Below are 15298 nucleotides of genomic sequence, written 5' to 3' on the forward strand. Positions count from 1 at the left end.
AGATTCGCCCACGCCGAGTACGAGTAAACGTAAAAAAGAAAATCTTCTTCTCTGACTTAATTATCGACTTAAGTCAGGATCTACGCCATTTTTTTTAGGCCAGCGAATCAAAGGCCTTTTGGACCTCTTCTCCGTCATCAAAATGACTTTTATCCCTACCGATGATCTGGTAGTCTTCATGCCCCTTTCCAGCCACAAGTAGACAGCCTCCTTCCTTTAAATGAGAGATCCCATACAGAATGGCCTTTGCTCGATCCACTTCTCTAAGCATTGGAGAATATCCTGAAGTAAAGCCTGCCTGTATATCATCTAAGATACTTTCCGGGTCTTCTGTCCTTGGATTATCAGAAGTGAGTATCACCTTATCCGCAAGTTCTTGGGCGATCTTTGCCATCTTAGGTCGTTTGGTTTTGTCCCTATCTCCACCGCATCCAAAAAGTGCGACTAACTCCTTGGGTTTGGATTCTCGGATACTTCTTAAAATATTCTCGAGAGCATCCGGAGTATGAGCATAATCCACCACAGCCATGCGGGATTTATTTTTACTATAGTAGATCTGAAATCTTCCCGGAATCTGAGGAATACTTTCCAAAGCCGAGAGAAGCGACTCCTTCTCCCAACCCAAACCGAGCGCAGTCACAAATGCAAGTGCAGTGTTTCTAACGTTGAAGCCGCCCAGAAGATTGGTGGTAATATTCGTATCTCCACCCCAAGCCTCAGAAAGCCGGATTAGGTAAGAAGTTTTTTCCAAGGAGAATGCCTCCGAATGGATCTCGAATTCTCCTGAACTTCTTCCGAGAGAGAAAATTTTCAGGTTCGGAGAAGAAGCCTCCACGAACGATTTAAAATCTTTTCCGCCGGGAGCATCCGAATCTACAACTCCGAAAGTTTCCTGATTTGGATTTAAGGCGGAAAATAGAAGAGCCTTACTTTTTAGATAATCTTCCATATCCGGATGAAAATCCAAATGATCCTGAGTAAGATTGGAGAATACTCCTGCCTTAAACTGGACCCCGTTCGTTCTTCCTAGTTTTAATCCGTGAGAACTTGCTTCCATAAAAACATATTCCACTCCGGCGTCGTACATTTCTTTCAGAATGGATTGTAGGCTGCATGGATCGGGAGTGGTGTATCCTGTGTCGGATAATATCCCTTTAAATTTAACGCCGGTTGTTCCGATAAGCCCACAGGACTTTCCTTGAGACTCTCCTAAATAAGCCAAGATATGAGTTAAGGAAGTTTTACCGTTTGTTCCGGTAACTCCGATCACTTTAATTTTGGAAGAAGGATTTCCTAAAATAATGGAAGCGATCGGACCGGCAAAACTTTCCGGATCCAGGTCGGTCTTAAGAACTATCTTATTTTCTAATTTCGGAATCTTTAATTTAGATCCTATTAATATATATCTAGAGGAAGAAGTTTTGGCGTATTCTACCCCTTTATCTCCGGAAGAATCAGGAAGACAGAATAGATCATTCGGTCCTAATTTTCTGGAATCTGTTCGGACAAAGTCGATCTTTTCGTCCGGAGAATAAGATCCTGAAATTATCTTAATATTTGGGAAAAGATCAAGGAGCTCTGAAAGTTTCAAGTTCAGCCTCGTTTCTCTCCGGAGGAAGGGTTACGGTAATGATCCGATCTCCTACTGTGATCGGTAAATAATGATATGTCTTACGATATAAGGCTTCTATTCTACGGGCAGAAGTATAAGTCGCCATTCCGATCTTTAAGTCGTCATTCTTCTTTAAAAGTTTTTCTTTATCTTGGGAGGCGATAGCAAGTTCTCGATTTAATCTAGAAACCTGGACATTTTGCCAAACGAACAAAAGTGCGATACTAAAAGGAGCGATAACCCAACCGAATATTCTAAATAAAAATGCTAGATCAGGCCAAAGACGAATGGATAAAAATTCCCCAACTCTGCTCATTCTTCTTCGTCCTCCTCTTCATCTTCAGTATCGGTAGGAAGGGATTTATGGATGACACGTAATTTCGCGGAACGAGAAGCAGGATTTTCTTTCGTCTCTGCTTCGGTTGGAAGCACAGGCTTTTTGGTGAGAAGTTTAGCTTCTCCATTTCTTGCATAGTCCCTGAATAAGTTCTTAATGATCCTATCTTCCAAAGAATGGAAAGAGATCACTTGTAATAGCCCGCCCTTTGCGACCAGATCCAAAAGTTTTTTGACACCGATCTCTATATGAAGAAGTTCCTGATTTACTTCTATCCTCAGAGCTTGGAAAACCCTAGTGGCAGGATGTCTACCAGGAGGCCAAAACTTTCTAGGAATCACTCTGGAAACCAATTGTGCAAGATCTCCCGAGTAACCTATTCTAGCATGTCTTCTTCTTTCTAAGATCGCTTCTACGATCTTTTTGGTCCAACGCTCTTCCCCATACTCGTAAAAAATTTTACTCAAAGCTTTTTCAGGATAAGTATTGATCACATCTTCCGCGGAGATCCCACCGGAGGAAGAAAGCCTCATATCCAAAGGTTCGTTCTCTCTAAAACTAAAACCTCTCCCTGCATGTAATAAATGAAATGTAGAAATTCCCAAATCCAAAAGGATACCATCGGGCGGATTGGTAATCCCAAAGCCGTTCAAGAACTCTAGGTCCAAATCCGAAAAATTGGCTTCGATAGGAATGACTCTGGAAGAATGAGCGGAAAGTCTTGCTTGGGCCCTGGACAACATGACTGAGTCCCGATCCACTAAGACCAGTTTTGAATTGGGAAATTGTTCTAAGAGTAGAAGACTATGTCCTCCTTCTCCCGCTGTTCCGTCCAAAAAAAGGAGTTCTCGGTCCTTATCAAATACGGAAAGAAAGAAGGAAAGAATCTCCCGATATAATACCGAATAATGGACAGGTTCCAATTCGTTTTCCAAGTTCTACCCGCGTATCCAAAAGGCAACCAAGAACCGTCCCGATTTCATATTCTTTCCAGGGTATGTTTGAACTCCAACAACCGTGGCAAACCTATCTTTAGATAATCCAAAGTAAGTATGCCTCAAACTCACTAACGCAAAAGCACTAATTTCTTGACTACTCTACTTTACTAGATAGAATACCTCTTCTCCATAAATAAAAATCCGCTCTGGTGAGAACTGCCTGAAAGGAATTGTCCAATTAGGCCGACGAATTATTGTAACTCTTAGCCTCTTCAGGAAGGCCTTATTATAGATATGCAAAAAAGCAGTTTAAAATTCATTCTTCTAGGCGCAGGCATCGTTATTCTCACAATATTAACGTTATTGATCTCGGGCAATGCCTACTATTTCGGTCAGAAAAAGATCACCGAAAACCATTTAAACCAAATGCAAAGCGTGGTGGCCGTGGTCGCTCAAGAGTTCGACGAATTCTTACTATCTAACACTAACGTAGCTAAAACGTTAGCATCAGATCCGAGAACAATACAAACCGCACTCACAGGAAAACCGATCGCTGGGGACTTCTTCAAAGAGGTGCATCAACGATACGGGATTTATGAAAATATTTTCGTGATGAGCTTAGACGGAGAAAAAAGGATCTTAGCGGATAGCTTGGACGGAAAGTCTCTTGGTTATAAAGCAAAAGGTGACGAGCTGAAGGACAACGTCATCGCAGTACAAGAAGGAAAACATTATTTAGGACCTCCTCAAAAATCACCGATTACAGGACTTCCCGTTGCAGTGATCTCAGTTCCGATCCGTAACGGTGGAAACATCGTAGGAGTATTGAACATAGCTCTCTCCTTTGAAGACGTTTCCGAAAAAGTTATCAACAAGATCCGCATTGGAGAACAAGGTTACGTTTCCGTAATGAGCCAAACAGGTCTCGTGATCGCTCACCCCAAAAAAGAAATGATCATGAACCTTGACGTGGCCAAAGAACCCTACGGCCAAAAGATGTTGGAACTAAAGAGTGGAGAAATTTTCGAATTCAGTTTTAAAGGCGCGGATCGTTACTCCACAGTTTCCAGATTAGACCAGTGGAGAATGTCCGTAATCGCAATCCAACCTAAAGCGGAAGTAAGAGAAGCGTTAGGAGAACTTTTACTCTCTATTGGATTGATCAGCTTAGTTACAGTAGCAATTTCCATTTTTCTACTTTATGTTCTTTTAAAGAAGAGATTGGATCCTTTGGAGAATGCTAGCAAACTTTTCCAGGTCATGGCCCAGGGCGATCTGACCTCGGACATCCAAGTCGTATACAGTGACGAGATTGGCGCAATGAGTGCGGATCTGAATTCTTTTATCGCAAGTCTCAGATCTTCCTTAAAGGATATCCAACGTATTGCGATGGAACTGGCATCCTCTGCGGAAGAATTGACCGTGTCTTCCCAAAGTTTCGCGACCGGCGCTCAATCCACTGCAGCTTCTTCCGAACAAATGTCGGCAACTGTAGAAGAGATGTCCGCAGGTATGGAGAATATTTCTTCGGTTACAGACAGGCAATATTCGAATATATTAGAATTTCATACTAAAATAAAAGAGTTGTCTTCCGGGGTTAGAAAGATAGGCACAGAGATCAAAAACACTCTACAGATCGCCGAATCCATATCCCAAGAGGCAAAAAGAGGAGAAAGTTCTCTCACCGGAATGAGCAACATGATAGAAAATATCCTGAAGTCTTCCGGAGAAATGAAATCAATTATCGGGATCATCAACGATATTTCCGACCAAACACAGCTACTCGCGCTGAACGCCGCGATCGAGGCAGCAAGAGCGGGAGAAGCAGGAAAAGGATTTGCAGTCGTCGCAGAAGAGATATCCAAACTTTCGGTCAAAACTGCTTCTTCCATCAAATCTATAGGAGAGATGATCAATAAGAATAACTCCGAATTGGACGAAGGCGCCAAAGGGATCCGCTCCTCTGTGGAGATCCTACATAGCATCATCAAAAACGTGGACACTGTCGGCGAAGCGATGAGCCATCTGTTCGAGATCACTTCTGCCCAAGAATCAGTGAATAAGTCCGTGGACGAACAATCGGATCGTGTAGGAACAGAAGCAGAAGGTGTTAAACTCGCAACTGATGAACAAAAAAGAGCGGTAAGAGAGATCGCTCAGGTAATTACTCAGATCAACGAGCATACTTTAAATACCGCGTCCGGATCCGAACAGATGTCTTCATCCGCTCAGAACCTTGCTACTACCGCGGAAATACTGAAAAATATAACCGAAAAATTTAAAATCTAATTCGTTCCCGGTTCGACTTAAAAAAATGCAAAGAAACAGCCTAAAGATCATCATCCTAGCCGTAAGCACAATTACTATAGTTCTACTTACTGTGGGAATTTCCACCTTCGCATACTTTACCGCAAAAAAATATGTAGAAGAAGCCTATATAGACGAGATGAAAAAGATCTCGAAACTCGCCGGAAAACATATCAAATTCTTCTTCGATCAACAAACCACTTTGGCGGAGTTCGTAAATTCCAATACGCCGTTCATCAAGGCAACCATAACAAGAGATAAGGCCAGCCTGAATCCTACACTTGTGAACGTATTCAAAAAATATAATACGTACGAGAACGTATTCTTATCCACTCCGGAAGAAAACCCTATGGTATTCGCAGACGCCACAGGCAAAGCGAATAATTTCCGTTGGGGAGGAACGGGCTTTGATGCAAATATCAAAGCTGCCTTAGAAGGGAAAAATCTTTTAAGCAAGGTAAACCCTTCTCCAGTTACCGGAGAAGCGGTCGCAGTTCTTACCGTTCCAACAATGGACGGAAACCAAGTAGTAGGCATTTTAGGTTTTGCAATTTCACTGAGTAAAATGACTGAGACTATAGTAAATGGGATTACGATCGGATCGGACGGATACATTGCCATCACTGATATTCACGGAGTAGTAGTAGGTCATCCTGATAAGTCTTTGATCTTAAAATTAGATCTAAGTAAAACGGATTGGGGTAAAAGACTTCTGGCCCTCCCTTCTGAACAACACATGGAGTATTTTTTCAAAAAGGATAAAATTGCTACTGTTTACGATGTTCCGGAATACGGATTAAGAGTTTCTGCTGTAGTATCCAAGGACGAACTAGCGGAAGTAGTTCATCAAATGTTATTCAGGATCATTGCATTCGCATTCGTTTTCCTTATCGTTTCCATATTCATTATTTATAAAATAGTAAACGTACGTCTCCATCCTTTGCAGGAAGCAAGAGAATTATTCCGCTCTATGTCCACAGGAGATCTGACTGCAAGTCTAAAGGTCTATCATGAAGACGAGATAGGAGATCTAAGCAAAGACACCAACTCTTTCTTAGAAAGTTTAAGAACTTCCGTAAGAGAGATCCAAAAGATCTCCCAAGAACTTGCGTCCTCCGCAGAAGAATTGTCTGCAAGTTCCGAAAACTTCTCCAATGGAGCCCAATCCACTGCTGCCTCCACAGAAGAAATGTCCGCAACTGTAGAAGAAATGTCCGCGGGGATGGACAATATTTCCGGCTCCATCTACAACCAATACACGAATATTTCGGAATTCCAGATCAAGATCACAGAACTTTCCCAAAGTGTGAACCAGATCGGAGAAGAGATCCAAAACACCTTGAATATGGCAAAGTCCATTTCTCTCCAGGCGAAGAAGGGAGAAGAATCGCTTTCCGGAATGAATGCGATGATCTCGAATATTCTCAAATCCTCCGGAGAAATGACTGCAATCATCGGGATCATCAACGATATTTCCGACCAAACCCAACTTCTCGCATTGAACGCAGCGATAGAAGCGGCAAGAGCAGGAGAAGCAGGGAAAGGATTCGCGGTCGTTGCAGAAGAAATTTCGAAACTCTCCGAAAAGACAGCCTCTTCTATCAAGTCCATCTCTGCGATGATTTCGAAAAACACGGGAGAATTGGACAGCGGGGCCAAAGGAATCCAATCATCTACTGAGATCATCCATGCGATCATCCGGAATGTGGATCAGGTTTCGGACGCAATGGATAGATTGTATTCCATCACAGGTTCCCAGACAAATATCAACCGTGCCGTTACGGATAACGCAGGAAAAGTAAGGACCGAATCGGAAGCAGTAAAATTAGCTGCGGACGAACAGAAAAAAGCGGTCCAGGAAATTTCTCAAGTGATCATGCAGATAAACGAACATACGATCAATACCGCATCGGGAGCGGAACAGATGTCTTCTTCGTCTAGGAACTTGTCGAATACTGCGGAGATCCTTAAAAATATCTCCGAAAAATTCAAAGTATAATCATCTCTAAAAAAGAAGGTTTATGTAAACTCACTTAGAAGCAGAGGAGAATAGATGGTCGATTCCCCCTGCATCTTTTAGATGGGAAAAACCTTCTTCCTCTAAGAAAGTTTTTGCTCTTGAGCTGCGTCCGCCCGATTGGCAATAAAGAATGATCTGTTTGTCTTTGGGGCCTAATTCGTCCACTCTCAAAGGTAAGCTATCGATCGGAATATTGACTGCCCCAGGGAAATGGCGTCTTTCAAATTCGTTAGGAGTTCTAACATCCACAACGAGGGCGCCTTTCTCTATCCATTCTGCAAGCTCCTTATCTTCCTTATTCTTGCAGGAAGAAAGAGAAAAGAGCGCAATTATTAGAAAAATATAAAATGTTCTGAACATAAAACTTTTAGGGTTAAGATCAAATTTTCGGTTTTTTCTGATACACAGTATGACCTAAGAACTTATAGGCTTCTGAAATACCGAAAAGAGTTTCAGAATGACCTATCACCAAAAGACCTCTGTCCTTCAGCACATGTTCGAAGTTCTCGAAAATTTTCTTTTGAGTGGGCTTGTCGAAATAAATGATCACATTTCTACAGAAGATACAATCCATCTTCTCCCGTATCGGATAAGGAGTTTCTAAAAGATTTACCTTATGGAATTCGATCATAGACTTGATCTCAGGTTTTACTTGGTAAGTGTCCTGATTTTTACCCGAAAGATCCTTCACTTTTAAGAAGTATCTTTTTTTGAGAGCCTCACTCACAGGCTCCAAACGATCCGCTTTATAAATACCTTCTTGAGCGGTTTGCACCACATTCGTATCAATATCGGATGCAAATATTTTAATATCCCAACCGGGCTTATGCATAAAATATTCCGCACAAGTGACAGCGATCGTATACGGTTCTTCTCCCGTGGAACAAGCGCTAGACCAGATACGAAGCTGCTTTTTTCCCGACTTCAAAGCCTTCTCCTCTACGGAAGGAAAGAAGGTCTCCTTTAAAAATTCAAAATGATGGTTCTCTCGGAAGAAATCGGTTTTGTTTGTAGTAATACGATTAATGAGTTCGGTGAGTTCACTTTGAAAAAACTTACGATCCGCTTGCAGGCCTCGGATATATTCCGAAACATTCTGCATCTTATGCATTCTCGCCCTGGAATTCAGCCTGGATTGGACCATTATCTTTTTATGATCCGCCAGAAATATTCCGGTTTCCTTATACATCAAATCCTTAATGAATTTGAACTCTTCGTCTGTAATCTGAGAAAAACTGGAAAAACTATCATCCATAAATCAGCGAATACCCAATGCCTGGTCTAAAGAGACTAACTTAATAATTTCCAGTAACTTAGGACTGACATTGATCGTTTCCAAGAGCACTCCTTGACCTCGGAGACGATTTGCAAACGCAACCAAGGTCCCTAAAGCGACCGAGGTAAGCACCTGCACCTCATCCAGATCTAAAATTACTGAAGCGGGATTCCCTTCGATGTGAGAATTCAAATAGGCACGTAAAGTCTCATGATCACCGTTTAGGATCTCATAATCTACTTTGATCAGCATCGGTTCTGACGGACTCATTCCATAGATTGGACGAACAGGTCCCTACCTCGGAATACAGTCGGGAAACTGCCTGGAAAAGAAAAGGAAAAACTAATTTTTCTGGCTTAGAAGGAAAGCGTCGATTTTCTGGTAAATAGGCGAAAAAAACGGACCTTTTTCTGGAAAAAAACATTAAGTGAGAATTGGAATCGTCAAACATCTGAATGCACGTCCCCTAACCTGGGGATTCGAGCAGAATTCAGAGCATCAAGTCGTACCCGAAAATCCCTCCCTCTTAAAGGACTATTTATTACGAGGCCTGGTAGATGTAGGATTGATATCTTCAATCGAATGCCTCCGAAACTCGGATGTACTTTCCGTTTCCATGAAAGTCGGGGTCTGCGCCTCCAAGCAGGTCCGTTCCATTAAGTTTTTCAAAAATAAAAAGGAAGCCTACCCTCCCTACCGAATACTCACAGACAACGGATCCAGGACCAGCATGGCCCTAGTGAGAGTGTTAGTGCATAACGATTCCGGACAATTACCGGAAGTGTCCCCCACAGACCCTAAGATCATCAAACAAGAAATTTCCATCGGTAGAGGGTCTCATATGCTTTTCGGCGACAACGCGTTATTCGCCGAATGGGACCCGGAAATTTACGAAGTAAAGGACCTAGCAGAATGGTGGTATGAAACCACCGGAACTTCGTTTATATTCGCGCTTTGGGCCTCTAAAAAACCTTTGGAGTTGCCTGATAGCTTCTATGAGGATTCCTTAAAATACGGCCTGGAACATATCGAAGAAATTATCGAAAAAGAATCTAGACTCCCTTCCGACCTGGTTCGCACTTATCTTACCCAAGAACTACATTACGAAATAACGGATAGCGATCGTAAAGGTTTCGAACTATTCGGAAAGTATTGTAACGAGCTGGGGATTCTCTAGCAAGAGCCGCCCAGCCAAACAACGTGGCGGCAAGCACCCAATCTTGGACTAGAGAATTAGTAGACGAATGTGATCCGATAGTCCCAGGATTTGTTACCGAACTTCTCTACAGTGTCTGCGAGAGGTAATCGATAAGCCAGTCTTCCCAAACTTTGCTCTCCACGATTCGTATAACAAACGGAAGTGATCGGAAAATTCACTTTGAAGTTAAGTGCATTTCCTCGGATCAATCTCAAAGTTTCGCTTAAGACCTTTTTCTCCCCGTCCATCTGCATAGATTCCATTGATTTGCTGATAGAAGGGAATTCTCTTTTGATATAGATCGTATTTGCCTTTTCTTTTTTGATCTGAACGTTTCCGATCAGCACGTTTTCTAACTGAGAAATATCGGTGAATTCTACCTTGTAAGTTACCTTTGCTTTTTCACGGAATGCACCTGGTTCCGCCTCGGAACTTTCCAATTTTTGAAAAGTATAATCTTTTAGTACAAGGCTTTTGGAAAAAAATCCTTTGTTCAGCCTATTTTGTATCTCTTCTTTCCTGGTCGGAAGGAATTTGATCAGTGATTCTTCCGACTTACGTTTGGTCGGGACCACATAAGAGATTTCCAAAGTGCCGCTTAGGTTGGAATTGATGGTCAGAGTTTCTTCGTATTCGAAACATCCGAAAAAAAGAAAACAGAGTAAGAAAAGTGTTTTTTTGAAGAAGCGGCTGGAAAGACCCGAACGCATACCTCAATTCGGGTGGAACCTTTCTTTTCGTCAACGTAAAAGAAAACCCCCGCAGTCTTCCCGCGGAGGTTTTCGTAAGCCTGTTATTTGGAGATTGGATACGCCTCGTTTCCGTGTTCGAGAATATCCAGACCTTGGATCTCTTCGTCTTCGGAAACTCTTAGACCGATGGTGAATCTAAGCGCTAAGAAGATCACTAAACTCGCTCCGAATGCCCAAACAAATCCGATCCCTACACCTTGTAGCTGAACCAATAATTGGTCGATCCCGCCACCGAAGAATAAACCGTTCACTCCGCCAAAAGCCTGCTCAGCGAACAGGCCTGCAGCGATGGTTCCCCAAGCTCCGCAAACTCCGTGAACGGAAACCGCTCCGACTGGATCGTCCACTTTGATCTTATCAAAGAATAAAACGCTGAATACTACAAGCACACCGGCTACTAATCCGATAATGATCGCAGAACTGATGCTAACGTTCGCACAAGGAGCGGTGATCGCCACAAGCCCTGCCAAAGCACCGTTTAATGTTAGACCTATATCCGGTTTCTTGAAAAGGATCCAGGTAACGATCATGGAAGAAACCGCTCCCGCAGCCGCCGCAAAGTTAGTCGTAACAGCAATGATAGCGAAAGTTCCGTTGGCCACAGAAGTAGTGGATCCTGGGTTAAATCCGAACCAACCTAACCATAGAATGAAGACCCCAAGAGCAGCAATCGTCATGTTATGACCTAAAATAGGAAGGACTTTTCCGTCTTGGTATTTTCCGATACGAGGCCCAAGCACTATAGTACCCGCAAGCCCGGCCCATCCACCTACTGAGTGGACCACAGTGGAACCTGCAAAATCTATAAATCCTGCTTCTACCAAATAACCTTTGTTATCCGGATTGAAAAGGTTGGACCATGCGAAGGAACCAAAGACAGGATATACAAAAGCTGTGATCAATATGGAGAAGAGTACGTAATCCACGAACTTGGTCCTTTCCGCCATCGCTCCCGAAACGATGGTTGCGGCTGTTCCTGCAAACACCAATTGAAATATGAAGAATGTAAACTTGCTCGGATCAGGTTTTCCATCCACTATCAAAAGATTATCTGCCAGCGATATAGAACCGAATCCAATACCACTCAGGATCTGAGGTCCGAACATGATCGAAAATCCGATCAACCAATATGCCAAAGAACCCAAGGAAAAGTCCATGAAGTTCTTCATGAGAATATTCACAGTATTTTTTGCTCTCGTAAACCCGGCCTCGACCAAAGCGAAACCTGCCTGCATAAAAAATACCAAAAAGCCTGCGATACAGGTCCATAACCAATTCGTTTCATCTCTTAAAGTTGCGACTGCACTTAACGCGGATTCGGCGGTCGCAGGGGCAGCTTCATCGGCCCACATTCCGCTCGAGGCAAAAGCGAGCGTAAGTAATATCAATATGCGCATATTTTTTCCTAAATCTCCTATATATTTTTAAACACGATTCCTGAACTTCGCTTATTAATTAAACCGCTTCTTTTCTTTGTTCCGAAACGACTAGATCTCCTGATTTTCTTTTTACTAATTCCTCCAGCTTTTTAAGGGAAATTTTTAGATACTCGTTTGTAGGCGCACTTTTGATCCCTTGTTGTAAGACCTTGATCGCCTTAGGAGTTTCATTATCTTTCAAATAACATCTAGCAAGCCTTAAGCTGGACTTAGCGTATGTATGATCGATAGCCAAAGAACGTTTTAGTGCCCTCTTTGCCTCCGGAATATTCTCCAGTTCGTAATACGCTCTTCCTAAAAGATAATGGATATGCTCGGACTCTTCTCCGCTGGTTTTGATATACTTCTCTAAGAACTGTACGCTCTTTTCGAAATTTCTATCTCTGTAATACATTTTACCAAGAAGGACTAAACTGTCTTTGAGAGACTCGTCCATGGAGAATACTTCCAAAGCCTTGTCGTAAGCGACCTGATCCTTCTTAGCTTTTGCAGCGGACTTTGCGAGAGAAAGTAATGTTTTAGCTTTTCCAAGCTCAGGGTTGCATTGAAGAGCGAGTAAGGAAACGTCGTCTCCGTTTCTCATGTCTCCTTTATATCTTTTAAATCTTCCGATTAAAGAACCAACCAGGTCGGAAACATAGATCTTATCCCTCTGTTCTTCTATCGTTGATTTTTCTTGGCGGATCCATTCTATAAAACGTTGGTTCCCTAACTCTTGGCGCTGCTCATTCTTTTGTTCGGTAATCCCGTCCGTAGGTAAGAACAAAATATCTCCAGGCAAGATCCTGCCGTGTTTCTCTTCAAAATTACTTCTTTCAACCTCGAAGATACCAAGAGGAACCCCTTGAGTATCCAGCTCTTCTATCCTTCCGTGGCCGTTATGGTAATGCAGCATTTTCTGGTGAGCGGCATTCACATAAGAATAAGTATAGTCGCTGTAAACCTTCAGAATAAAGGCCGTGAAATAAGTTCCATCCGGAAGCTGTGGCCGAATGGATTCACCCAACTCGGCCAAAGTTTCGGATAGTCCCATACCAAGGGAAGTACAACGTTGGAATTGGTAGTGGATGGACATTGTGACTAACGCGGCAGGAATACCGTGTCCGGACACATCCACTATGATCGCCGTGATCGAGTTTCCTTGTCGGACCACATTGAAGTAGTCTCCGGAAACTTCAGTCATAGGCTCGTAATAAGTCCCGAAATGTAAACCGTTCCAAGGAGCGATCGCAGTCTCTACAATCTGGCTTTGGACGTTACGCCCCATTCTCATATCCCATTCTAATTGTTTTAGGATCTGAGCCTCTCTTTCGTTCGCATGAACCAAGCCTTGGATCAAACGAACACTTGTAATTGCGAGAGCAAGCTGGGAACCTAGTGCTTCTAAGATCTCTAGATCGTCTTCTCTATAGAAAAATTCTGTGTCCGATTCGACGGCAATTGTGCCGAGACAATCTTCCTTATACATGATTGGAACACACATAACGGCTCGGGTGGTCTCTCCCTCGTCTATGTATTCCGCGTGATGTGTTAAGTCTTGGATAAGCAAAGGCATACGGGTCTTAAAAGTGAACCCCGAATAACCTTCGTCCGGACTGAGATCCCTGCGAGGCGGCACCGTCTCTTTTAAGAAGCGAGAAGGGACCAGAAGATTTCCCTTCCACATCCTAAGAGTGGTATTATCACACTCGAAGATGTCCTTACAGAGGCTGATTACGATATCGTAAAGTTCCTCTTCCTTATCCGCGTTTGCGAATTCCTTACTGATATAAAGAAGGATATCGATCTTGTTCTTCTCGGTTAAACCGCCGACGACCTTCCTTGCCCCGCGAAAGTTAACGACTTTTCTTTGCCCAAATTTAAGTTCTATCATGGTCAAGCACCTCTACGTATCCGATTCTGTTTCTCTCTGGATTCGTTTCGCTCTACCGAGATCTTATGCAATTAGCGTACCAATTCTCCAAAACTAATTATTCTGCCTATTTTGTAGGACCAATTCGAATACATGTCTATTATATAGGCATATTTGTATTGAGACATACTTGAGATTTGGTGAGATAAAGGGAAGAATGCTACTCTTTTAAGGCAGCAAATTGGGGTTTATGTCTTATTAGGTTCAAACTTTCTGCCTGAATTTTCTTTTTAATTTCAAAAACCAGCTCTGCTTTTTAGAAGTTCCATGTTCTCGTAAGAAGGTTTCAACCTTGGGAAAAACATCGTCTTCTGCCTTCTCCGCGAGTATCAAACAGCCGTGACCGTAATCGTCGCTGGCTCCTTCTTCCTTAGAGATTACCTGAAATTTTTTGATTTTAGTTCCCGCTCTTTCATACACGAATCGAACCGTATCCGGAGTAGCGATTGCATCATTTGCCCCGGCGATAAATAAACTTGGAACGGTGATCTCTTTTTGAAGATCTATATAATCGTAAAATCCATTTAGAGAACTCATCTTTTTTGTCTCGATCCAAGACATGAATTGCTCGATCAGTCCTTCGCTGATATTTTCAATCGCGTTTTTCATTACCTTTTTAACTATTCTAGGTCGGGTCGCTTTCGGATTATAAAGTATCTGATCTATAGGTGTATAAATTTCCCCTGCCAAAGGTGCTAGCATAGAAGCTCCGAATTTCAGATCCAAAACTTTTCTGGCTCGAGGAAATCTGGAAAGTAAACCGATCAAACTCAAACCAAGATGGTTCAAATTGCCCGGGCCACCCAAAGAAACAAAACTTGCGATCTTTTCTTTCTCCAATTTGGAAGCGATCCCTAAATAGGAATAGAAGATCATAGCCCCCATAGAATGGCCCACCCAGTTCACACGTTTACTTTCCGTGAGAGAAAGAACTTTGGAAATAATGGCGGGAACATCATATTTTACTAAATCATCAAAAGTGAAGTCCTCGTATCCTCCCCTGCTCTCATGGTAGGAACTACCTGCACCTCTCAGAGAAACCGCAAATACCTCGTAACCTCTTAACTTTAGATAATAAGGAAGAGAATGTCTTTTGTCCAAATCGATCACGTACTTGTTCGTAGCGATCCCATGTACCACGATCACGGGAGCAAGTTCAGGATTCGGGATGGGAGGAATATGTCTATGTAACGCAATATTCCATCCATCTTTGGTTTTTGCAAAATGTAGTTCATCCGCAATATCTTCCTGACCGTATAAACGGGAAAACCAGTCCAATAAAACAGGATATAAAACCAGGACAGCTATCAGAAATAGGGAAAATAAGATCGCAAGTGATGAAGCGAAGACTGCAAAGAAGATGATCGCGAAAAACGTAGTGATCAGATAAAAAGGGCCTCTTCTATTTTTCAGGATTGCGATCACAACAGGAGAGGATCATTCAAGACAACACGAATGTCAAGTATTCCCAAACATGCTTGCCTGGATTTTTGACCGGATAAGGATG

The 15298-nt window shown here is 42.6% G+C and carries 13 protein-coding genes; 3 read left to right on the forward strand and 10 right to left on the reverse strand.

Going from position 1 to position 15298, the window contains the following annotated elements:
- Window positions 1-94 precede the first annotated feature (94 nt).
- The 3 genes from LPTSP_RS09810 to rsmH are packed head-to-tail and all read right to left on the reverse strand — an operon-like array spanning window position 95 to window position 2884.
- The gene (locus LPTSP_RS09810; protein WP_174704477.1) at window positions 95-1597 is read right to left on the reverse strand and encodes a UDP-N-acetylmuramoyl-L-alanyl-D-glutamate--2,6-diaminopimelate ligase; all 1503 of its coding nucleotides are present in this window, start codon (window positions 1595-1597) and stop codon (window positions 95-97) included.
- Entirely contained in the window at window positions 1569-1928 is a 360-nt protein-coding gene (locus tag LPTSP_RS09815) for an FtsB/FtsL family cell division protein (protein ID WP_108928614.1), read from the reverse strand. Before LPTSP_RS09815 ends, LPTSP_RS09810 begins: the two co-directional genes overlap by 29 nt.
- Window positions 1925-2884 carry a 16S rRNA (cytosine(1402)-N(4))-methyltransferase RsmH gene (gene rsmH, locus LPTSP_RS09820; protein WP_108928615.1) on the reverse strand — a complete coding sequence of 320 codons (960 nt, stop codon included), beginning with the start codon at window positions 2882-2884 and terminating at the stop codon, window positions 1925-1927. The genes LPTSP_RS09815 and rsmH overlap by 4 nt, the downstream gene beginning before the upstream one ends.
- Window positions 2885-3181: 297 nt before the next feature.
- Here rsmH and LPTSP_RS09825 point away from each other — a divergent pair, with 297 nt between their 5' ends.
- Window positions 3182-5176 (forward strand): methyl-accepting chemotaxis protein, encoded by a 1995-nt coding sequence (locus tag LPTSP_RS09825; protein WP_108928616.1) that lies wholly within the window; start codon window positions 3182-3184, stop codon window positions 5174-5176.
- Window positions 5177-5201: 25 nt separating this feature from the next.
- On the forward strand, window positions 5202-7193 hold the full coding sequence (locus LPTSP_RS09830) for a methyl-accepting chemotaxis protein (RefSeq protein WP_108928617.1): 1992 nt from the start codon (window positions 5202-5204) through the stop codon (window positions 7191-7193).
- 30 nt (window positions 7194-7223) lie between these two features.
- On the opposite strand, the gene LPTSP_RS09835 is transcribed toward LPTSP_RS09830, so the two are convergent.
- The 3 genes from LPTSP_RS09835 to LPTSP_RS09845 are packed head-to-tail and all read right to left on the reverse strand — an operon-like array spanning window position 7224 to window position 8742.
- The gene (locus LPTSP_RS09835; protein ID WP_108928618.1) at window positions 7224-7574 is read right to left on the reverse strand and encodes a rhodanese-like domain-containing protein; all 351 of its coding nucleotides are present in this window, start codon (window positions 7572-7574) and stop codon (window positions 7224-7226) included.
- A gap of 19 nt (window positions 7575-7593) precedes the next feature.
- Window positions 7594-8469 carry a CheR family methyltransferase gene (locus tag LPTSP_RS09840; RefSeq protein WP_108928619.1) on the reverse strand — a complete coding sequence of 292 codons (876 nt, stop codon included), beginning with the start codon at window positions 8467-8469 and terminating at the stop codon, window positions 7594-7596.
- 3 nt (window positions 8470-8472) lie between these two features.
- Window positions 8473-8742, reverse strand: a complete 270-nt coding sequence (locus tag LPTSP_RS09845; RefSeq protein ID WP_108928620.1) for an STAS domain-containing protein — start codon at window positions 8740-8742, stop codon at window positions 8473-8475.
- A gap of 175 nt (window positions 8743-8917) precedes the next feature.
- Here LPTSP_RS09845 and LPTSP_RS09855 point away from each other — a divergent pair, with 175 nt between their 5' ends.
- Window positions 8918-9667 (forward strand): menaquinone biosynthetic enzyme MqnA/MqnD family protein, encoded by a 750-nt coding sequence (locus LPTSP_RS09855; protein ID WP_108928622.1) that lies wholly within the window; start codon window positions 8918-8920, stop codon window positions 9665-9667.
- A 56-nt stretch (window positions 9668-9723) separates the two neighbouring features.
- On the opposite strand, the gene LPTSP_RS09860 is transcribed toward LPTSP_RS09855, so the two are convergent.
- The 4 genes from LPTSP_RS09860 to LPTSP_RS09875 form a co-directional block, all read right to left on the reverse strand.
- The gene (locus LPTSP_RS09860) at window positions 9724-10398 is read right to left on the reverse strand and encodes an LIC11874 family lipoprotein (protein ID WP_108928623.1); all 675 of its coding nucleotides are present in this window, start codon (window positions 10396-10398) and stop codon (window positions 9724-9726) included.
- Window positions 10399-10481: 83 nt separating this feature from the next.
- A complete protein-coding gene (locus LPTSP_RS09865; protein ID WP_108928624.1) occupies window positions 10482-11837 on the reverse strand; it encodes an ammonium transporter in 1356 nt (451 codons plus the stop codon).
- A 58-nt stretch (window positions 11838-11895) separates the two neighbouring features.
- Entirely contained in the window at window positions 11896-13752 is a 1857-nt protein-coding gene (locus tag LPTSP_RS09870) for a SpoIIE family protein phosphatase (RefSeq protein ID WP_108928625.1), read from the reverse strand.
- Window positions 13753-13995: 243 nt separating this feature from the next.
- Window positions 13996-15216, reverse strand: coding sequence for an alpha/beta fold hydrolase (locus LPTSP_RS09875; protein WP_108928626.1), 1221 nt, complete (start codon window positions 15214-15216; stop codon window positions 13996-13998).
- Window positions 15217-15298 lie beyond the last annotated feature (82 nt).

Source organism: Leptospira johnsonii, from assembly GCF_003112675.1.
Lineage (GTDB): Bacteria > Spirochaetota > Leptospiria > Leptospirales > Leptospiraceae > Leptospira_B > Leptospira_B johnsonii.